Genomic DNA, 19,634 nt, shown 5'->3' on the forward strand with positions numbered 1-19,634 from the left:
CTACTAGGGTTGGCGGCAACACAACAAACTTAATCGATTAAGAATCTATAACAAAAATCCAACATTGTAAACAACCTGTGAAGAATTTATTTAACATCGCACCAGATAAGGCACTCCTAATGTTAAAATACTTGTTCCCAGAGCAGCTCCGCCACCTTCACAAACGCTTCTTCAACAAAACATTATTATCGATTAAGAAAAATTCACGACGAATAGGAACACTAAGAAAGTATTTCTTTACTCATCGATTAGTCCCGACGTTAACTTTCTGAACTTTGGTCTCATTTAAACCATTAACTAAAAAACATACTATAGTATAGCTGTACGTTCTTGAGCGTTAGATGGGAAAGAATTAATAGCTGCTTAAGTGAACTAGATGTTTGAGTAAAATCCCTGATGCACGCAACAGGCACTACGTAAAGGTTTCAAAAGCTTGAATAAACAAGAAGACTTAATCTCAAAGATCGAAATAGAAAGAGACACCACTGACATGCTTTTAGGCAATAGTTTCGTCGGCTTTCTAATGACTATCTTCGCATTTTCAGGCCTTGTCTTTTTCTTCGAAAACAACGAACCGTCGGTTTTTACACATAAGTTGCAAGTGTGGGTCGCTATGGTAAGCATTTCTGTAGCGCGCCTTGTCGATGCTATCTACTGGCGAGTTAATTTGGTGGGCAAAGCGTACAATCCTCGCCCCGCTTTAATCAGGTTCGCTGCTGGCTTGTACATAACCGGTGGAATTTGGGCCCTCTATTCGATTTTATTTTATTCGTCTATGACCACCATAGAGCTTGCTGCAACCATGGTAGTACTCGCCGCTATGGCTGGGGGAGCAGGAACCGTTCTATCGCCAAACAAAAAACTTGTAAGCTTCTACTCTACGGCACTTCTTGTTCCTATGTCGTTATGCGCTGTTACAGACGATGGAGGGGAGTTTTTTATCTTGGGCATTTTAGGGTTAGTTTTTTGGTTCGGTATTTTTACAAGTGCCTTTCGTTATAACAAATTTTTTATTAACACACTTCATCTTAAGGCAAGAAACAATAGCTTGGTTGAGCAAATGAAGGTTGAGCGCAGCGAGACAGAAAAAGTTAATCAACTGCTTATTGCGACTAACGAAAAACTAGATGCATCAAACGCGACGCTTGAAGCTGAAGTCGAACGACGAACCGCTGATCTCTATCAACTTTCTAATAGAGACCCGCTAACTAACTTACTCAACCGAAACGGTTTTTTAAAGTACTTAAACAACTTACTTGACACCACACGAGCACTCGATAACTCATTAGCGCTGTTGTTTATCGACCTAGACGGCTTTAAGCAAGTGAACGATAGTCTGGGCCATAAGATTGGAGACATAGTACTGGCGGAAATCGCCAGTCGATTACGCAACTACACAGAAGAAAACCACCTTGGTAGGTGGGGAGGTGACGAGTTTGTTGCTGTTATCCCCTACGCGAATGGCGACACAGCCAAAGTTGTCGCCCATGCCATGCGAAGCGGTGTAACCGTTCCTATCATTGCAAATGATAACCAGGTAACTCTTGATGCAACAATTGGCATAGCTATGTTTCCCGAACATGGTGAAACTGCTGTTGATTTGATTCAGCAGGCTGACCTAACTATGTATGACCAAAAGCGCGAACAACGCGGCTCTATAGGTGTCTTTAGCCAAGCACTTCACCAAGAAATTAAACGAGAGCAGCAACTTTGCGAACGTTTGCGCTGTGCTATCGATAACAGCGAATTTACCGTTTTCTATCAGCCGATTATGGATGTAGCTTCAAATACACTTTATTCAGTAGAGGCCCTGCTTAGATGGAAATGCGATGATGAAAGTATTTCTCCGGCCGTATTTATTCCACTTGCTGAGCGCAGTGGACTTATGCCGGAAATAGGTGCTTGGGTGTTAAACCGCGCACTAATAGATTTATCTCACTGGCAGTTTAAACAAGGCCTTGCGATTTCAGTTAATGTGTCGGTCTCTCAACTGCTTGATGATAGCTTCCTTAAAACGGTAGACAACGCACTCAAGACTACCCAAATATCTTCGGCGCGGCTTCATTTAGAAATAACAGAAAGTGTTTTTGCTAGTGATAAAGAAGTAGTGAGCGTAAAAGTCAATGAACTAGTAGCTAGAGGAATTAAAGTTTCTATTGATGATTTCGGTACAGGCTACTCATCATTGAGTCGCCTACAGTCAATGCCTTGCGATTTTATTAAAATTGACCGTTCTTTTGTACAGAATAGCTCTGAAGAGAGTGATACCATAATAAGAGCGACACTTTTAATGGCAAAAGAGTTTGGCTGTAAGACTATTGCAGAAGGGATCGAAACCGTAGATCAAAAGCTTCATCTTGCTCAACTAGGTACTGATTACTTACAAGGTTTTTACTTTGCTAAACCTATGAATGCCGGCGACTTAATCTCTTGGTATAACGAAAATTATTAATCACCATGGCTCAACTTTATTTTTATTACTCTGCAATGAATGCAGGAAAATCCACGTCTTTACTTCAATCTGCTTATAACTACCGCGAACGCGGAATGCATTCAATTATCTATACAGCAGCGCTAGATGACAGATACGGCGTTGGCAAAGTAACATCACGTATTGGCTTACAGGCCGACGCTAAGTTATACGCTAAAGGCGATGACTTGTTCACGTCGATAAGTAAAGATTGCGAAGCACGTAAACCCGACTGCGTATTTATTGACGAAGCGCAATTTTTAACTAAAGCCCAAGTAAAGCAGTTAGTAGACGTTGTTGATGAACTAGGCGTACCCGTTCTAGCTTACGGACTACGAACTGACTTCTTAGGGGAAACCTTTGAAGGTAGTCACTACTTGCTGGCTTGGGCAGATAAGCTGTCAGAGTTAAAAACGGTCTGTCATTGCGGTAAAAAAGCAAGTTTTGTTGTGCGTTTGGATGAGAATGGCAATGCCGTAAAAAATGGCGACCAAGTTCAAATAGGTGGTAACGATACTTACGAATCAATGTGTCGAAAGCACTTTAAAGAGTTGGTGTGGGATTAAGGAGGCCGCAAATTGGCCCTTCATATATGCTTAATACTAATTACGCTTTTTACTAAAAAGGGCATTACCATATCTTAGGTTGCTACCGGTTAATAAGGCGCACTAAATTCATACGCCTTATTAACCTTCTTGATAAGGTTTTATTTAAACAGTTTCTCCAACACGAAGCTCGAAAGGCAAGGTGTTTTTGGTAGAAACCATATTAAGTAGCGCTTTGGTTGCTTCAACACCTTTACTTGCACTAGATTGGCATACGGTAGTAAGACTAGGTCGAGCGCGTTCGGCTTCTTCAATACCATCAAAGCCGGTTATTTTAAGCTCTTCTGGGACTTTAACTCCCATATCTAATGCTAAGTTAAGCAACTCCAGCGCTATGATATCACTCATACACAAGACGACATTGGGTCTTGGAGAGCTGGTCAGTACTTCTTTGGCAGCCTGCCTTGCAAAGTGTCGATCACTCTCTGGAAGGTGCCATATACGCTCATTGCTTACCGTAATGTTTTTCTCTTTTGCAGCTTTTAAATAACCATCTAGACGGCGATGGGCAATCGAGCTGTCTACATCAATCAGCTGACTATCATAGATTCGACATGTAGAGGGAGAGTCGATAAGGCGCAGCCCAAAGATGGCTACATTGTCACCTTCATTTAGGGCATGAGATGCTACGCGATACGCAGCCTCTTCGTTATCAATGTTAATAGACGGCTTATCTTCAATATCAAAATCAACCGTAACAACCGGCTTAGGAGATACCCCGAGTTCTTTTACCAAATTACTGTTGCGTGGCTGACCATAGCAGATAAAGCCGTCAACAAAATCAACAACATCAAGGAGGCTGTCCGAGTCACCTGCATAGAGTAACAAGTGCTTCCCATTCTCCTGAAGGGCGGATGAAACCCCTTTAATAAATGTACTAGCAACGGGGTCACTCACCATGTAAGAGATACTATCGGCAAGGACTAAAGCCACAATATTTGAGGTGCCCTTTCTAAGAATTTGCGCTGCTTTATTAGGACCACTGTAACCAATCTTTTTGCACTGCGCCAAAATCTCTTCGCGCTTCGCTTTTGATAATTGGTCTGGGCGATTAAACGCATTTGAAATAGTTGCTGTTGATACGCCTAACTGTTCAGCAACATCTTTAAGGGTAAGTTTCGTTTTATTCATTGTTATTAGCTCTTTTAACGAGACTTACTACCCTGAATCGTAATTAAAAAAGGGTAGCAAGCGTGCGCTTCGACTACCCTTTGACTATATCATTAACTTAAACGTTTAACGCTGCTTTTTTAATACACACCTGGTGTTTGAGCCTAAGTTTTATTGGAAAGCTTAATTTTAAGAAACTGGCGTCTTATCTCGTTCCGAAAATTTTATCTCCAGCATCACCTAGGCCCGGCAGTATGTAGCCTTTTTCATTTAATCTTTCATCAATAGCAGCTGTGAATATATCAACATCAGGGTGGGCATCAACCACGGCTTTAATGCCTTCTGGTGCGGCAACAAGGAACAGCCCCATAATTCGGCGACAACCTTTCTTTTTAAGTAGGTCAATAGTAGCAATTAGGGTTCCGCCTGTGGCAAGCATAGGGTCTACAATCAAGGCAGTACGCTCGTCGATATTTTTTACCACCTTATCAAAGTAAGCAACGGGTTGAAGGGTATCTTCATCGCGATAAAGGCCAACAACACTAATCTTCGCATTTGGGATTAACTCCAATACACCTTCTAGCATGCCCAAGCCGGCGCGAAGAATAGGCACTACGGTTATCTTCTTGCCTTTTATTTGTCTTACTTCCACCTCGTCGCCAGACCAGCTTTTTATGGTCGCGCGTTCTGTAGGCAAAGTTCGGGTTGCTTCATAGGTCAGCAAATTTCCCACTTCAGAGGCAAGCTCGCGAAAATCTTTGCTGCTAATTTTGGCATTTCGCATAAGCCCTAGCTTGTGCGCAATAAGCGGATGGGTAATTTCGTGAACGGCCATGTAAGACTCCTTGTAATCGATTCCACTATATTTTAACCCAGCCGTGCCTTAGTTAAAGCGATTAGTCGTAAAAATATGTTTATTCATGTTTACTTAGAGCAAGTCTAGGTGTTTTACGAAAACAACAAATGCGGGTTATTTAATTTTTCATGAAAAACACATAGCGTATCCAGTCTAAACTACCCTACTTGCAAAGTAGCGCCGTCTGGCATAGTCACTTCAATTTTCATATTTCCACCAACGGCTGCTAAATATGCAGCTGCGCGTTGAAGAGAAACATCTTGGATACGCTTCGATTCTAACTTGCTTACGCCAGAAGCAGTGACTGATAGTGCCATTGCTACGACTTCTTGTTTAACTCTGTGCTGCTTTCTTATGTCACCTAGTGTAATTTCTTTCATTGTCTTTTACCGAGAATTTCGGGCATTAAAAAAGCCCAGATGGTGATACCTTCTGGGCTTTTGCAAAACGTTTTTACCTGCAGTGCCCAGAAGCCAATACTTGCCCCTGAACACCGACGGTCAGGTGCAATCAGTAATTAAAATTATAAAAATAACCAGTTGAAACGTTTCGCATAATAATTCTCTTTTTACAATGTACTTGTACAAACGGCATTTTGCCGAGACTAAGTGAAATAGTTGGGCTAATGATTATTCTGTGAAAACAGTAGCCGCCTCGTGTCACTTATCCTTAACCATACCATGTAGATAAGCAATAGCAATGACTTTCCAAAAAGGAAAGTCTGCAAAGCAAGTTGAAAGCCGCCGTTTTAGGAAACAGACGAGCTTAAGCAAGTAACGTCAGAACCCACCTTTGCTTGTTTAAGCGAAGCGAGAAAGCGCGGTACAAGATCGCTCCCCTCTTCAGGAGACCAACTTGCAAAACCTTTGTCATCCGTCACTTCATACGGCCCTTGCTTAACTTCCATAAATACCACTGGGCTAGAGCACACAGTTGCGTGCCAGGTATTAGGTGGAATTTCAATGCCGAAGGTTTCTCCACCTGCCTTTAATGTTACTCTTTCTTTTACTACGCCGTCGTCGTTGAAAAACAGAATATCCAATTCGCCTTCCACAACCATAAAAAACTCCCATTTGTGAGGCTGCACGTGTCGATGGGGCCGTACGTAAGAGTCTGGCATCATGGCAATGAAAAGACGCTGAACCATATCAGTGTAAGATTTGTGAACGTTAAAATTAACTCGCCGGCGAGGGCTCTCTGCCGCTTTCTGTTTTAACTCACTAAACAATGCTTTATCAAAATACTTAATATCGTCCAACGTCATTTCCTAACTATTGCTTGGGTATTGCATCAAAGCCTATCGCTTCTCCCTCTTAATGCGCAAGCATCGAAAGCCATCATTTGTTTCTCTTCATTCTACGGCTTTGTTCTTGACGCTTCTCTTCTCGTTTTTCTTTCCGGTCTTTCTTATCTGGCGTCAACGACCCTGTTTTGAATTTTGCTTTACGCTTGGCCTTCGCTTCAGCTTTCTTCGCCGCTTCAATAGCCATTTCCTCTTTTTCGACTTCCAGCATTTCCGGTGTCTCTAGCGTTATTCGCCCCAACTTACCCGACTGCAGTTCTTTAAGCAGGATCTCGCATATTTTGTGAAGATTTACGCGGCCACCCGCTTGAATCGCTCCACGCGTTTTAGCGGCGGCTTCTAAAAATTCAATTTCAGTGTCGGGCAGCTCGGTTAGCTTATAGCGCTCTTTCATTACCTCTGGGTACGCTTTTATAAGGTAATCTGCCGCAAAAAAACCGACATCGTCGTATTCCATGGCGGTGTTTTTAACAGCACCTGATGAAGCTAACCGGTAAATAGAATGTGGGTTTTCAAGCTTAGGCCACAGTACTCCCGGTGTATCAAACAAGATAATACCGCTGCCTAAATTTATGCGCTGCTGGCTTTTCGTTACAGCTGGCTCGTTGCCTGTTTTAGCAATGATTCGGTCGGCTAAAATATTAATTAGCGTCGATTTACCCACGTTAGGTATACCAGTGATCATAGCTTTAATTGCTTTAGGCTGACCTTCTTTATACGAACAAATGCTTTTAACCAGCTGCATAATTTGCTTGCTGTTGCCCGGGTTATCGCTAGAGGTCGTAATCGTCTTCACGCCGCGCTCTTTCTCTAAGCTTTCCTGCCAGCGCGCGGTAATTTCTGGATCTGCAAGATCGTACTTATTAAGAATTTTAATACAGGGCTTGTCGCCGCGTATTTTTGCAATTTCGGGGTTTTCACTGGAATACGGAATACGTGCGTCAAGCACCTCAATAAGAATGTCTACTTGATTAAGCGACTCTTTAATTTCTTTCAGGGCTTTGTGCATATGCCCTGGAAACCATTGTAATGCCATGGTTGTTTCCTATCGTAATCGAGTTGAGGGGGTGTGCTTAACGGGTTAATTCATAAGCGCAGATATTCACAGCGCTGGCTAAGTTTAACGAGTCAATTTTACCGCTTCCCGCAATGGTATACGCCGTTGCGTTTAGCCGTGATAGTGCGTCAACAGGCACGCCACGGGCTTCGTTGCCAAACAGATAACATTGGTAATCACCAAAGGAGTTAGAGGTGATATTACTACCACTCATATCCAAGAAAGCGAAACGTTCGAACCGCTCGCCTAGGCTTTCAAGCGCTACATTTAATTCCATGTTCACATGGAAAATAGCCCCCATACTTGAGCGTACAACTTTCGAATTGTAAGGGTCCACACTGTTAGGGCTTAGTAATAGCGTAAAATCACCAAACCACGCTAGCGTTCTTAGTATGGTGCCTAAGTTGCCGGGGTCTTGAACTTCATACAAGTAAATGTACTTTTCGGCACTGGATTTTTTTGCTGAAATGTTGGTTTGTGACCGCTCTGAACTTAACGAAGTGTTAGGAAGTGGAACGCGAGCAATAATACCTTGAGGTGACTTAGTATCGCTGAGTTGCTGCATTTGTTGCGACGATACCGTTTCTACCTTCATTTTAGAGGCTGAAGAAACAAGTTTTTCTTTCACCCACGCCTCATAGTCAGCTGTCACATAAAGGGTGATATCACCTGATGTACTGCTGTCATGCTGAGCAACGTTAATTAACTCTAAAACTAAGTGCTCTCCTTCCACCAAATAGAATCCGAACTGCGTTCTAAATTTCTTTTGATGAAGCTTTTTAACGTCACTTAGTTTCATTTGCACTGCCCTTTTTATAACTTTCGGCGCAAGTGTAAGGTAAGTTCAGGAAAAGGCAAGGTGACAATTTACCCTGCCTATAACATGGTTTAATTAATCTTCAGCAACCACGTAAATGTCACCGTCGTAAATACCTTGTACGGTAAGCTTCTGGCTTGCCAGTGCTTGAAGGTAATCAATATGCGCTTGTTCCACTTTCTGTCCAGGAACAATAAGCGGAATACCAGGCGGATACGGTGTAATTAAGCCAGCTGCTGTGCGTCCAACACTGTTTTGCCATGGAATGGCTTCCCTAGGGCTGAAAAACGCTTTTGACGGAAGGTCGTCTAAATGAATTGGCGGAATGTCTGCCGGTAACGGGCTTTTGCTCTTGCGCTTGCTTAGATTAACGGCGCCATCATCAAGACGTTTCAATGCGTTGTATAGCCTTACAATTTTAGAGCGCATTCCACCTAGCGTAAGCAGTACTAGAATAGTGCTATGAGTGAACTTCTCTATTTCTAAACCGACTTCGTCCATCAAGAAACGATGTATTTCTTGGTTTGAATAATCAAGAGCCGATACGTCAATTAAGATTTTAAGCGGGTCGTGCCCAATATTGTCACTTTCAAAGTGAGAAAACATATTCGCAAAGTCACTAGGCGAGAGTATTTTAAGTCGCTTGAACTTGGCCATTTGCGATTTGAGTTCGGCAACATTGCTTAATAGCTCATTAAGGATTTTGTAGCCTTCCATTTCTAGCTGTTGTCGACAGACATCAAGCGACGCAATCAGTTGATACTTGGGCGAAGTACTGGTATGAATTGCAAACACTTCTTTAAAGAAGTCCTTATCGAAATCCGGATCGTTCACATGAATAAAGGAGGCTTGCGAGAACGCCGACACCACTTTGTGCGCAGAGTGAGTAATATAGTCTGCCCCAGCGGCGATAGCAGAGTAATCACGCAATGCAGGGTGGAACAAGGAATACGCAAACCATGCTTCGTCAATGAACACTTTAATGCCATGCTCATGGGCTAAATTTACGACTTGCTTAAGGTCGGTCAATAACCCGTCGTAGGTACAGCCCGTCAGTACGATAAGTTTAGCGTCAGTATTTTCTTCAATAAGCTGCTTAATTTGCGCCATTCTAGGTGGTGAAAATATACCGTATTCAGGGTTAAATACACTGTCTAAATACACGGGCATGGCTCGCGCCTGAATAATGCCGTAGTGCACTGACTTGTGGCAGTTTCTGTCGGCAATAACTTTGTCGCCCTCACGCAACAGCGTCTGCAAAATAATTTTGTTTGATGTAGAAGAGCCGTTCGTAACGAAATAGGAATGGCGAACCTCAAATGTATTCGCGACAGCAACTTGTGCTTTTCCAATAGCGTGGGTGCCATCTGATAGTGAGCCCAGTGAGTCAACGCTAACAGATAAATCGCTGACGAACACGTTTCGACCGAAGAAACGATAAAAATCACTAATATAGGGGGAATTTCTAAAGCTTGCGCCACCGCTGTGACCTGGCGTATGCCACGAGTCATTAGACTCTACAACGTAGTCTTTGTATTCAGTCCAAAACGGCGTTTCGTTTCTATCATCAAAGTCATTGATGATATAGCCAAGAATAGATTCTGGGTCCGAAATAATGTCGTTACGATAGAAGAACGATTCAATGCCATTGGCTTGGTTTACAATATCCAATCCTTTTACTGCATCGCCTAAGACATACACGGGAAGCTCAGGCCGAATACGCTTAATGGCGTCGATCACTCTGGCGTTATTATCAATTACCGCGTTGCTTGCAGACGACTTTTCGCTTGTAGTTTTCTCGTTCGCGTTTTGTGAACTGACGCTTTCGGCTGCGGGGCTCGTATTTTCATTAGGTACGCCATTTAAAGGCGCTACGTCTGTCAACTCTTTAACCTTCGCAACCACATCCCAGCTAAATACCACAGCCTGAATGTCACCGTCTTCACGAACAAATTGTAGTGCCTTTGCAACGGAGTTCGCTTCAAGCAGGCTTATTTCGACGTCACTTCGGTCAAAGTAAGCAATCGTGTTGCCTATACTCGACGTAATTTGTTCCAATAGATCAACAGCATCTTCTATAACAAGAATCTTTAAATGAGGGCGCATTAACCAACCATGTAATTAATAATGAGCATTTAGCGCTAGGCTAAAACTCATAAAACCAAGAATCAATAAACTAAGAATCTATAAACTAAACACAGTAAAACTAAAAATAGTGTAACTCTGAATTTCACTGGTGTCGTGTAAACTCTTGCTATGTCGTAATAATAGTGCCTAAACGAATTGGACCGGGGCTAACCACTCATGCACACACCTTCCCTTCAAAACCAATTCCCACACGCTTATCTTTCAAAATCAACAAAGCACAAAAGTAACCTACGGGAATTTCTACATTACGCGAAAAACGTGCTCCCTTCTATTGCTTCAACGAAGAAAAGCACCTGGCCAATACATCATGACCACTGTTTTATGCGGGTGATTTTAGACAATATTGTCGGCTGTGCTTGGTATGAGGTTATTCCCTCGCCGGCCTATAACAACCTGACCGACGAACAAGCCAGCGCCGCATTATGCCTTGCCAAGCAAATAGCCACTGAAAGTGTCTCGCTTCACGCGCTCAATCAACGCTCAATCCAATGGCGCAATAAGCAGCTAAAGCTGGAGTTTTAGTATGACAAAACGCACATCCCTCAATGATGCAGTATTGATTCAAGACGGCCAAGACCTAGAGCGTATTGTGAAAGATAAACGTGCGCAATGGAGGGCGAATAATGCGAAAGCGCGACGCAGACAACGTCGATACAAAAAGAAGCTTATTGCAGAACTTCCGCGAATTATCACCGATATTCATAGCACATATCCTGAAGATGAAGCCTAAAGCACTTTCATAAAAGATATCAATTACCTACAATCACTGCTAGAAAGTTGCGCTTAACAGAGTGTGACGTACATTATTTATACACAGCATCCCTACCCAGAAAGTGACAGGACATACCATGGCGTTTAATTTAGCTATTAATAACGATATTGCAGTAATCACCTTTGACGACGGAAAAGTTAACGCCGTAGGCTTTGAGCTTATTCAGCAGTTCAACGATGCCTTAGATGAAGCAGAGAAAAGCGCAAAAGCGGTTGTATTACACGGCGGCGAAGGCAAGTTCTGTGGAGGGTTTGATTTATCAGTAATGAAAGCCGACGACAAAGCAAAACAATTAGAGTTGGTATCAAAAGGCGCTGATTTAATTGTGCGACTTTATAGTTTTCCGCTACCTGTTGTTGTTGCTGCTGAAGGTCACAGTATTGCCATGGGCGCTATTATGCTTATGGCCGCAGACTTACGTATAGGTAAAGATGCCGACACTAAATACGGTCTTAATGAAACCGCCATTGGCATGGTGCTGCCGCCATTCGGTATGGAGCTCGCCAAAGCCAGACTTGCCAATACAAGCCAAACTGAAGCCTTGCTCTTCTCGCGCATCTATCAAGGCAGTGAAGCCGTTAAAGCAGGCTTTTTAGATGCAGCAGTACCTCAGGAGCAAGTACTAGCAACGGCCATGGGTTATGCTGAAAAGCTGAAGATGTTGCCTAGACAGTCTTTTGCTGAGTCTAAACTTCAGCTGCGTAAAGAAACGATAGAGAAGATGAAAGCTTAACTCTCAAGTTATAACAACGCGTTGAGACTGGTTGTTTCAACGCGTTGTTTAGAAATGATTACTTTACAGGGCCAGAGCGGCGTTCTATTTCTTCTTTAAGGGCACTTCTTAGGCCCAACTCAAAGCTTAATTCCGCAAGCACAAATAATGGTCCTATGGCTAACCCCATAATATCGTCAACAAAAGCAGGCTTTTTGCCCTCATAATGATGACCGATAAACTGAAGCACCCACCCACCGATAAAAATGCCTAACGAGATAGCAAGCCACATACTTACACTAAGCTGTGCAATGGGTTGAGCGAAATAGACCATAGCCCCCGTAATAAATGCCATAACAACGCCGAGCTTTATGTCTAATTTGATATAGAATGCGTTGCCTATCACCCATACGAACAAAGCCGGGCTGATGACCATAGCTCCCAAAATGGGGGCATTTACAAAAAATGCAGGCTTACTCAACAAGCAGAATACCGAGAAAACAATTAGCGGGATGCCGATATAATGGGTGTAGATGTTTTTTTGATCTCTGTGGTACTTAGCGTACTCACTTAAGTGTTGTTCTAGATTTTTCATACTGCGCCAACGTTTTATTTGTATTGTAAGGGTCAGTTTACTCTTTGCGAACACATACAAACTGTCGGCTTGACGACAAACTCAACTAAACTGGTTTAGCGTTTGCGGTTTTTTAACTAAATAATATTGCTGAACTTAGTCGTGAAAAGCGACTCCTACCGCTATTGATAAATAATAAGTGGAGTTTTCATGAATAAAAGGAAGTACCTTTTAACTTTAGCTGTACCTGCACTTCTTACCTTAACGGCTTGTAGTTCAGTTTCTTCAATGTATTCGACTGATGAGCAAGAGCAACGTAGTGAAGAAAACAAACTTTCGCTTTCAGGTAGCCATTGGCAGGTCGAAAGCATAAATCAATCAGGTATTATCGACTTTAGCCACGTTACGCTTAATGCAAATGTAAGCGGGGATATTAGCAGAATAAGCGGAAGCACAGGCTGTAATCAGTATACAGGGGGGCTCAACGTTGCGAATGCCAATAAAGTATTCAGTGCTGACAACAATGCTCAACCTTTCTCCGCCGATAAAATTGTACTTACCAGAAAGATGTGTGCCCCAGCGCTTATGAAGCAAGAGCAAAGCTTTGTTGATGCTTTAGCTTCATCGAAAACTTATGCAATATTGGATAACACGTGGCTAGTCCTGTATGACAGTAATGACAATGAAACAGTTCAAGCAATAATCTCATCCCCTTCACAAGGTTCCAATACCGGTAATGCAGGTAAACCCGGGGCAGGAGTTAACAAAAAGCCAAAAGATGTAGCTAAAAAGCAGGATATTGCCAACAGTTCTGCGCAAGCCAATAGCAGAACCTATAAGTGTGAGACGCCAAACGCCAGTATCACAGAATTACGCGTAAATACGCTTGGCCCAGATACAAAAGCACTCTCGCTCAACAACGCGTATCACATTGTGCAGCTATCACGCTCTGCATCGGGAGCGAAATACACAAACAACAAAGGTGTGGTGTATTGGAATAAAGGTGATGTTGCCACCGTTTCTATAAACTCTGGCTACTACCACTGTACAATTAATCATTAGAAATCAGACGGCAAAATTAACGTGTAATACTGCCGTCGCATTTTATTTAGAAAGGTTCACTACTATTTATGTCATGCTTCGGTGTTTTGGATAACGTCCCGAAACCCGAAGTACTTGTCATGAGCTACACGTGCCTTTGTTCTCACCTTTAATTATTCAGCCGCCCTTAATAAAGAGCGCTTCTTTGTTTAAACCAATTTGTGGTTTACCTATTCTACGTTATCTGCCACTACTCTCTGTCGAATAGTTTCAATTAAACACTTTTTAATACTCCATCCTGTTCAAACTAAAAGCTTTAACACAGAGTTAGCGCTTTATTTATATATTTAATGTTACGCCTTAAATCACTATAAATCAGGCATTTAAGCTGTAAACACACGCACTTAACATCCTTATCACTTGCCGTTAAATATGCTTCAACGTTGAAACAATAGTTAGAACACTATACAATTTATTTTTATTGAACAGCCAATTAAAATAAAAACACTACTTAAGCGCATCTAAATCAACTCCTATAAAGCCTGTAGAAACGCGGCTTAGAGAGAGGTCAAGGTAAAGAAAGTTAAAGTGGTGTTTATTAAGCGAAGAGCGATTAGTTCGAACGTTTCGAACGCTTAGCGAGAAAAATAGTTTCAACACTATTCATCGTATTGAAACCAAATATGTGTATTAGCTTGTACGTATTTATTTTTCACGCAAAGAGCGCGCTAATTGGCGAGCGTTGTCAGCACTATTAAAAGTAGGAGTTTATGCATGTCATTACCGACTTATCAGAATTTCATTCACGGCAAGCCGATGGCAAACAAAAGCAAAGAGACCTTTGCAGTCACCAACCCCGCAACCGGTGAGGTAATTTACCACGTAGAAGTGGCTGATGAGTTTATTCAACAAGAAGCGATCAAGAGTGCTAAAGAAGGATTTGCGGTATGGTCAGCAATGATGCCTATCGAAAGAACTCGCATTCTTAACAAGGCCGTTGCACTGCTTCGCGAACGTAATGATGAACTTGCTAAATTAGAAGTACTCGACACCGGTAAGCCTATTCAAGAAGCCGACTGTGTTGATATTGAAACTGGCGCTGATGTTATTGAGTACTATGCGGGCCTTGCACCTACTCAATTGGGTACTCAACAGCCTGTGGGCGCCGACTTCTTCTACACGCGTAAAGAAGCGCTAGGTATCTGTGCCGGTATTGGCGCATGGAACTACCCTATCCAAATCGCTTGCTGGAAGTCAGGCCCAGCGCTAGCTGCTGGTAATGCATTTATATTTAAGTCATCAGAAGAAACGCCGATGGGTGCGCTTAAACTGGCTGAAATTTTCACTGAAGCTGGTGTACCTGCTGGCGTATTTAATGTGGTTCAAGGCGCAGCGCAAGTAGGCCAATGGCTTACTAACAGCCCAGACATTGAGAAAGTATCGTTTACCGGTGAAGTAGGCACAGGTAAAAAAGTGATGCAAAGTGCCGCTGCTTCGAACTTAAAAGACGTGACTATGGAGCTTGGCGGTAAGTCTCCGCTTGTAGTATTTGAAGATGCCGATATTACTCAGGCTATTAGCGCCGCCATGCTAGGCAATTTTTATACTCAAGGGGAAATCTGTACTAACTGTACTCGTGTTTACGTCCAGCGCTCTGTATATCAAGCCTTTATTGATGAGCTTAAAACCCGTACCGAAAACAATATCATTATGGGCGACCCGCTAGACCCTAATGTAAACCTAGGCGCACTTATTTCTAAAAAGCACCAAGAGCTAGTTCTTAGCTATATTGCGAAAGGGAAAGAAGAAGGCGCAACGCTATTAACCGGTGGTAACGCTGCCTCTCCAGCTTCTGCGCCTAACGGCTATTTTGTTGAACCAACAATTTTCACAGATTGCACCGACGATATGACTATCGTTAAGGAAGAGATCTTTGGGCCAGTAATGAGCGTGTTGGTATTCGATGATGAAGACGAAGTGATTGCACGCGCGAATGACACTGAGCTAGGTTTGGCAGCGGGCGTATTCAGTAAAGATATCCAGCGCGCACACCGCGTCATCCACCAGCTACAAGCCGGTATTTGCTGGATAAATGCATATGGAAATTCTCCAGCAGAAATGCCTGTAGGCGGCTACAAACAGTCTGGCATTGGACGTGAAAACGGTGTTGAAACGCTTAATAGCTACACGCAAACCAAGTCGGTTTATGTAGGTATGAGTCAAATTGAGAGCCCGTTTTAAGCCGCAGTAGGAGTACATATGCAGACATTTGATTACATTATTGTTGGAGCAGGTTCTGCTGGCTGTGTGCTAGCGAACCGCCTGTCAGAAAACCCTAAGCACAAGGTCTTGCTGCTGGAAACCGGTGGCTCTGACAAAAGCATTTTCATAAAGATGCCAACAGCGCTGTCTATTCCGATGAATACCGACAAGTATGCATGGCAATTTAATACTGAAAAAGAGCCGTATTTAAACAACCGTGAGATGCACTGCCCACGAGGCAAAGTGCTTGGCGGCTCGTCGTCTATTAACGGTATGGTATACGTACGTGGCCATGCCAAAGACTTCGACGAATGGGAAGCACACGGCGCAGAAGGTTGGAATTACCAAGCCTGCCTACCCTACTTCCAAAAAGCAGAAACCTGGTACAAGGGTAACGATGCTTATCGTGGTGGCAATGGTGAGCTTGGCGTTAACAACGGCAATGAAATGAAAAACCCCCTTTATACCGCCTTTATCAAAGCCGGTGAACAGGCCGGTTACGACATCACAAGCGATTATAACGGTAAGCAACAAGAAGGCTTCGGGCCTATGCATATGACCGTCAAAGACGGCGTTCGTAGCTCAGCAAGCCGTGAATATCTTGACCCAGTTAAATCTCGCAAGAATTTAACCATAGTGACTGGCGCGCTGGTGACTAAAGTTGTTCTTGATAACAAAGTCGCAAAAGGCGTTGAGTATGTGGTTAACGGCAAAACCGAAACGGCAAATACGTCTAACGAAGTTATTTTAAGTGCCGGCTCTATTGGCTCGCCACATATTCTGCAACTTTCAGGTATTGGCGATAAAGAGATTCTTGAAAAAGCAGGTATCGATGTTAACCACCACCTGCCGGGTGTGGGTCAAAACCTGCAAGATCACTTGGAGTTCTATTTCCAGTACAAGTGTAAACAACCGATCACGCTAAACCGCAAACTGGGCTTAATTTCAAAAGGGTTGATCGGTGCTCGCTGGTTGCTTAACCGTTCAGGTTTAGGGGCTACGAATCACTTTGAGTCTTGCGCGTTTATTCGCTCGAAAGCAGATGTAGAGTGGCCTGATATTCAGTACCATTTCTTACCAGTTGCTATCCGTTACGATGGTAAATCAGCATTCGACGGCGACGGCTTTCAGGTACACGTAGGTCACAATAAACCAAAAAGTAGAGGTAGCGTTACCATTCAGTCGACTGACCCAACAGTACCGCCAAAAATCTTGTTTAACTACTTACAGCATCAAGATGATATTGAAGGATTTCGAGCTTGCGTAAGACTAACAAGAGAAATCATCGCACAGTCAGCATTCGACGACTTCAGAGATGGCGAAATCCAGCCTGGCGAGCACATTCAAACGGATGAAGAAATCGATGCTTTTGTGCGTGAAGCCGTTGAGAGCGCTTACCACCCTTCGTGTTCATGCAAAATGGGTGAAGACGACATGGCAGTAGTAGATTCTCAAACCAAAGTACATGGTATTGAAGGCCTGCGAGTGGTGGACTCATCTATCTTCCCTACCATTCCAAATGGAAACCTAAATGCACCGACCATAATGGTAGCGGAAAAAGCGGCGGACAAAATTTTGGGTAAACCCGCTCTACCACCACAAAATGTAGCGGTAGACATACACCCTAATTGGCAAACCGAGCAACGCTAAACGTTAAAACGTTTTTGCACCAGTGCGCTTGTTCTTGCAACGAGCGCACCTTCCACAGTGCCTATATGCCGCCAATCAAGGTGACGATGCATGTAGCTGGGTGGTCTGTTTAATAACGAAAAAAAGGAAAAAACATGTTTCAATTTTATCAATACTGGGAGGGTGACAATGACAGTATGGCTTAGTGCAGGCATTATTTTCACTCTACTTTCAGTGGCCTATATTCTATTTAAATGGGGCAACATGAAAGTGGTAGGTGTAACGCCAGTTAGAACCTTTACCTTTATTGCCATTCTTTTTACCTCGGGTTTGGATGTGGGCCTCATTATGTTCCCACTCACTGAATTTGCTGGTTATGCTGACATAAGCGCAAGTCCTGAATACGCATTCACCAATCCTCTCGCCATTGAGTTTGGGTTTTGGGGTTTCTTAATTTGGGGATTCTACTTTCTTACTTGTTTTTATTTCTGCGTAATAGAACCCAAGGTTAAATTCTTCGAGCTTCCTATCGTTAAGTTCGTAAACAACGTGGTAATCATAGGGACCTGTGCTTTCACAGCTTTCTTACTGCTGTCTAACCTTCCATGGTATTTACCGTCAGTAGGTGATGGTGAATCGGTCGTGCCTGCGTTCTACCTGATCGTGTTTGCAGCCATTGCCTTTGCGGTCTATTCAAGTACTAGCATTAAGTACGTGCGTATTTTAAGCCTTACCACAACGTGGGTATTTATCGCTCTCATTGTTGGCATGTGGGCTGCGGCATTTGTGTTTGGCGAAAGTGAGATAACAGCTTATTTCAAGAATCTAGGCCTAATTGGCGGATATTTTGCGAATATTGATAACTTTGTATTACCCATCAATGATTACCATGAGTTTTATCTATTCTGGTGGTTCAGCTGGAGCATCATGATAGGTCAGTTTACCTCTCGCTTTGTAGGCGGTCTCAAAACCTATCAAGTTATGCTGGCTATGATGGTCATTCCATCTATCCCTATCGCCGCATGGTTTTCGGTACTGTACCACTATCACAGCGCCGGTATTCCTACAGAAGGAATAACCAATATGGCAATGGTATTTGTAGGTATCGTGTTTGTAATCAACTCTCTTGATTCACTAATAAGACTTTATACAGACAACCTTAATATGACCGTGGAGCGTATTGGTAAAGGTAACTACATTGCTCTGAACATAGTCGCACTATCGTTACTTACACTGTTGTTCAAACTAGACTTCTTGCAAATTCAGTGGGTAGGTGCGCTAGTTATCGCTATCTTCTTTAGCTGCTTTGCGTTCATTTTAAGTCAGAAGTTTAAATCGGTGACGGCCATCAAAACCTCGCCGAAAGAAAACAAGATCGACTTTACCAAGATAGAAAACCTTAACTAATTAGAACAATCACTGCTTACCTCGTTAGCGTTGGCTCAATTTTGAGCTAACGGAGGTAAGTATTGCCCGAAATCTGCCTAGAAGCGCATTTGATAGAAAACGGGCCAAATAAAACAACGATAAAAACAGGTGTTTAACAATGAAAAATATGAAATCTTTTTTTGCATCAACTCAGATATTCACAGTGGCTCTCGTAACAGCATTGTATTCTTCAGTCACGTTCGCTGATTGGAGCGCCAATATCTCTGCAGTATCAGATTATACCTTTAACGGTTTAAGCCAAACACAAAACGACCCGGCTCTTCAGGGAGGTGTTGATAAAGCTTTTGATAACGGGACTTACGTTGGTACTTGGGCATCTAACGTTGATTTTGGTGGTGATACCAACCTTGAGTGGGACGCATACATTGGTCGTTATCAAATGCTCACAGAAGCTGTCAGCATTGACTACGGCATTGCCTACTATTCCTATCACGGCGGTGACGACTCAAGCGACGGTAACTATCCTGAAATTTATACTAAATTCGGTTATGCGAGCGACTATGGTAATACCGAGCTTAATCTGTGGTACACGTGGGACTACTTTGGCACGGGCTCAAGACACACAGTTGCTATGATTGCTCATACCTTTGAACTTGCTCCTAACCACAACCTTCGCGCTAGCTTTGACGTGTCTAACTCTTTAGACAGCGATACTTGGGTATGGCGTGACGAAAACACGTCTTTCTATCACTACCGTTTGGCCTACCAGACAAGCTACAAAGGATTAGACTTTGAAATTGCTGCTGAAAACACAAACCTTGATATAGACACCGCCGATGAACGTATTGTGTTTGGTGTATCGAAAACCTTCAGCTTTTAATCCAATAGG

The 19,634-nt window shown here is 43.0% G+C and carries 18 protein-coding genes; 10 read left to right on the forward strand and 8 right to left on the reverse strand.

Translation table 11 applies throughout. The features are described from left to right. Nucleotides 1-433 precede the first annotated feature (433 nt). Both ACYX4W_RS17225 and ACYX4W_RS17230 read left to right on the forward strand, forming a co-directional pair. A complete protein-coding gene (locus ACYX4W_RS17225; protein WP_476073983.1) occupies nt 434-2,452 on the forward strand; it encodes a putative bifunctional diguanylate cyclase/phosphodiesterase in 2,019 nt (672 codons plus the stop codon). Between the two features lie 5 nt (nt 2,453-2,457). Further along, on the forward strand, nt 2,458-3,036 hold the full coding sequence (locus ACYX4W_RS17230; protein WP_474805577.1) for a thymidine kinase: 579 nt from the start codon (nt 2,458-2,460) through the stop codon (nt 3,034-3,036). 144 nt (nt 3,037-3,180) lie between these two features. Here the strand turns inward: ACYX4W_RS17230 and ACYX4W_RS17235 are convergent, their stop codons facing one another. The 7 genes from ACYX4W_RS17235 to ACYX4W_RS17265 form a co-directional block, all read right to left on the reverse strand. Next, nucleotides 3,181-4,206 carry a LacI family DNA-binding transcriptional regulator gene (locus ACYX4W_RS17235; protein ID WP_476073984.1) on the reverse strand — a complete coding sequence of 342 codons (1,026 nt, stop codon included), beginning with the start codon at nt 4,204-4,206 and terminating at the stop codon, nt 3,181-3,183. A gap of 184 nt (nt 4,207-4,390) precedes the next feature. After that, the gene (gene upp / locus ACYX4W_RS17240) at nt 4,391-5,020 is read right to left on the reverse strand and encodes a uracil phosphoribosyltransferase (RefSeq protein WP_474805573.1); all 630 of its coding nucleotides are present in this window, start codon (nt 5,018-5,020) and stop codon (nt 4,391-4,393) included. Between the two features lie 179 nt (nt 5,021-5,199). Then, a complete protein-coding gene (locus ACYX4W_RS17245) occupies nt 5,200-5,421 on the reverse strand; it encodes a helix-turn-helix domain-containing protein (protein WP_014950268.1) in 222 nt (73 codons plus the stop codon). Nucleotides 5,422-5,789: 368 nt separating this feature from the next. After that, nucleotides 5,790-6,305 carry a WbuC family cupin fold metalloprotein gene (locus ACYX4W_RS17250; RefSeq protein WP_476073985.1) on the reverse strand — a complete coding sequence of 172 codons (516 nt, stop codon included), beginning with the start codon at nt 6,303-6,305 and terminating at the stop codon, nt 5,790-5,792. Between the two features lie 73 nt (nt 6,306-6,378). Further along, on the reverse strand, nt 6,379-7,380 hold the full coding sequence (gene ylqF / locus ACYX4W_RS17255) for a ribosome biogenesis GTPase YlqF (RefSeq protein WP_476073986.1): 1,002 nt from the start codon (nt 7,378-7,380) through the stop codon (nt 6,379-6,381). Nucleotides 7,381-7,417: 37 nt separating this feature from the next. Then, the gene (locus tag ACYX4W_RS17260; protein WP_476073987.1) at nt 7,418-8,200 is read right to left on the reverse strand and encodes a TrmH family RNA methyltransferase; all 783 of its coding nucleotides are present in this window, start codon (nt 8,198-8,200) and stop codon (nt 7,418-7,420) included. Nucleotides 8,201-8,293: 93 nt separating this feature from the next. Next, nucleotides 8,294-10,324, reverse strand: coding sequence for an aminotransferase class I/II-fold pyridoxal phosphate-dependent enzyme (locus ACYX4W_RS17265; protein WP_476073988.1), 2,031 nt, complete (start codon nt 10,322-10,324; stop codon nt 8,294-8,296). 198 nt (nt 10,325-10,522) lie between these two features. Between ACYX4W_RS17265 and ACYX4W_RS17270 the strand changes: the two genes are divergently transcribed. The 3 genes from ACYX4W_RS17270 to ACYX4W_RS17280 all read left to right on the forward strand — a co-directional run bounded on the left by ACYX4W_RS17270 (nt 10,523) and on the right by ACYX4W_RS17280 (nt 11,871). Next, nucleotides 10,523-10,888, forward strand: coding sequence for a hypothetical protein (locus ACYX4W_RS17270; protein ID WP_476073989.1), 366 nt, complete (start codon nt 10,523-10,525; stop codon nt 10,886-10,888). Between the two features lies 1 nt (nt 10,889). Continuing rightward, nucleotides 10,890-11,096: a hypothetical protein gene (locus ACYX4W_RS17275; RefSeq protein WP_476073990.1), complete on the forward strand. Its 207-nt coding sequence runs from the start codon at nt 10,890-10,892 to the stop codon at nt 11,094-11,096. A gap of 118 nt (nt 11,097-11,214) precedes the next feature. After that, complete coding sequence (locus tag ACYX4W_RS17280) at nt 11,215-11,871, forward strand: crotonase/enoyl-CoA hydratase family protein (RefSeq protein WP_476073991.1); 657 nt, start codon at nt 11,215-11,217, stop codon at nt 11,869-11,871. 58 nt (nt 11,872-11,929) lie between these two features. Here the strand turns inward: ACYX4W_RS17280 and ACYX4W_RS17285 are convergent, their stop codons facing one another. Then, a complete protein-coding gene (locus ACYX4W_RS17285; RefSeq protein ID WP_476073992.1) occupies nt 11,930-12,445 on the reverse strand; it encodes an Mpo1 family 2-hydroxy fatty acid dioxygenase in 516 nt (171 codons plus the stop codon). A 189-nt stretch (nt 12,446-12,634) separates the two neighbouring features. Here ACYX4W_RS17285 and ACYX4W_RS17290 point away from each other — a divergent pair, with 189 nt between their 5' ends. From ACYX4W_RS17290 to ACYX4W_RS17310, 5 genes are all read left to right on the forward strand, one after another. Then, nucleotides 12,635-13,486, forward strand: a complete 852-nt coding sequence (locus ACYX4W_RS17290) for an META domain-containing protein (RefSeq protein ID WP_476073993.1) — start codon at nt 12,635-12,637, stop codon at nt 13,484-13,486. Nucleotides 13,487-14,239: 753 nt separating this feature from the next. Next, on the forward strand, nt 14,240-15,706 hold the full coding sequence (gene betB, locus ACYX4W_RS17295) for a betaine-aldehyde dehydrogenase (protein WP_476073994.1): 1,467 nt from the start codon (nt 14,240-14,242) through the stop codon (nt 15,704-15,706). Between the two features lie 18 nt (nt 15,707-15,724). After that, nucleotides 15,725-17,377, forward strand: coding sequence for a choline dehydrogenase (gene betA, locus ACYX4W_RS17300; RefSeq protein WP_476073995.1), 1,653 nt, complete (start codon nt 15,725-15,727; stop codon nt 17,375-17,377). A gap of 168 nt (nt 17,378-17,545) precedes the next feature. Then, nucleotides 17,546-18,763 carry a BCCT family transporter gene (locus ACYX4W_RS17305; protein WP_476073996.1) on the forward strand — a complete coding sequence of 406 codons (1,218 nt, stop codon included), beginning with the start codon at nt 17,546-17,548 and terminating at the stop codon, nt 18,761-18,763. A 139-nt stretch (nt 18,764-18,902) separates the two neighbouring features. Beyond that, nucleotides 18,903-19,625, forward strand: a complete 723-nt coding sequence (locus ACYX4W_RS17310) for a TorF family putative porin (RefSeq protein ID WP_476073997.1) — start codon at nt 18,903-18,905, stop codon at nt 19,623-19,625. Nucleotides 19,626-19,634 lie beyond the last annotated feature (9 nt).

Source organism: Alteromonas sp. ABH4_454 (assembly GCF_056311775.1).

Bases quoted from the DNA above. Each gene is read 5' to 3' on its own strand.
- ACYX4W_RS17230 (WP_474805577.1), top strand. From the start codon at position 2,458: ATGGCTCAACTTTATTTTTATTACTCTGCAATGAATGCAGGAAAATCC.
- ACYX4W_RS17235 (WP_476073984.1), bottom strand. From the start codon at position 4,206: ATGAATAAAACGAAACTTACCCTTAAAGATGTTGCTGAACAGTTAGGC.
- upp (WP_474805573.1), bottom strand. From the start codon at position 5,020: ATGGCCGTTCACGAAATTACCCATCCGCTTATTGCGCACAAGCTAGGG.
- ACYX4W_RS17245 (WP_014950268.1), bottom strand. From the start codon at position 5,421: ATGAAAGAAATTACACTAGGTGACATAAGAAAGCAGCACAGAGTTAAA.
- ACYX4W_RS17250 (WP_476073985.1), bottom strand. From the start codon at position 6,305: ATGACGTTGGACGATATTAAGTATTTTGATAAAGCATTGTTTAGTGAG.
- ylqF (WP_476073986.1), bottom strand. From the start codon at position 7,380: ATGGCATTACAATGGTTTCCAGGGCATATGCACAAAGCCCTGAAAGAA.
- ACYX4W_RS17260 (WP_476073987.1), bottom strand. From the start codon at position 8,200: ATGAAACTAAGTGACGTTAAAAAGCTTCATCAAAAGAAATTTAGAACG.
- ACYX4W_RS17265 (WP_476073988.1), bottom strand. From the start codon at position 10,324: ATGCGCCCTCATTTAAAGATTCTTGTTATAGAAGATGCTGTTGATCTA.
- ACYX4W_RS17270 (WP_476073989.1), top strand. From the start codon at position 10,523: ATGCACACACCTTCCCTTCAAAACCAATTCCCACACGCTTATCTTTCA.
- ACYX4W_RS17275 (WP_476073990.1), top strand. From the start codon at position 10,890: ATGACAAAACGCACATCCCTCAATGATGCAGTATTGATTCAAGACGGC.
- ACYX4W_RS17280 (WP_476073991.1), top strand. From the start codon at position 11,215: ATGGCGTTTAATTTAGCTATTAATAACGATATTGCAGTAATCACCTTT.
- ACYX4W_RS17285 (WP_476073992.1), bottom strand. From the start codon at position 12,445: ATGAAAAATCTAGAACAACACTTAAGTGAGTACGCTAAGTACCACAGA.
- ACYX4W_RS17290 (WP_476073993.1), top strand. From the start codon at position 12,635: ATGAATAAAAGGAAGTACCTTTTAACTTTAGCTGTACCTGCACTTCTT.
- betB (WP_476073994.1), top strand. From the start codon at position 14,240: ATGTCATTACCGACTTATCAGAATTTCATTCACGGCAAGCCGATGGCA.
- betA (WP_476073995.1), top strand. From the start codon at position 15,725: ATGCAGACATTTGATTACATTATTGTTGGAGCAGGTTCTGCTGGCTGT.
- ACYX4W_RS17305 (WP_476073996.1), top strand. From the start codon at position 17,546: ATGACAGTATGGCTTAGTGCAGGCATTATTTTCACTCTACTTTCAGTG.
- ACYX4W_RS17310 (WP_476073997.1), top strand. From the start codon at position 18,903: ATGAAAAATATGAAATCTTTTTTTGCATCAACTCAGATATTCACAGTG.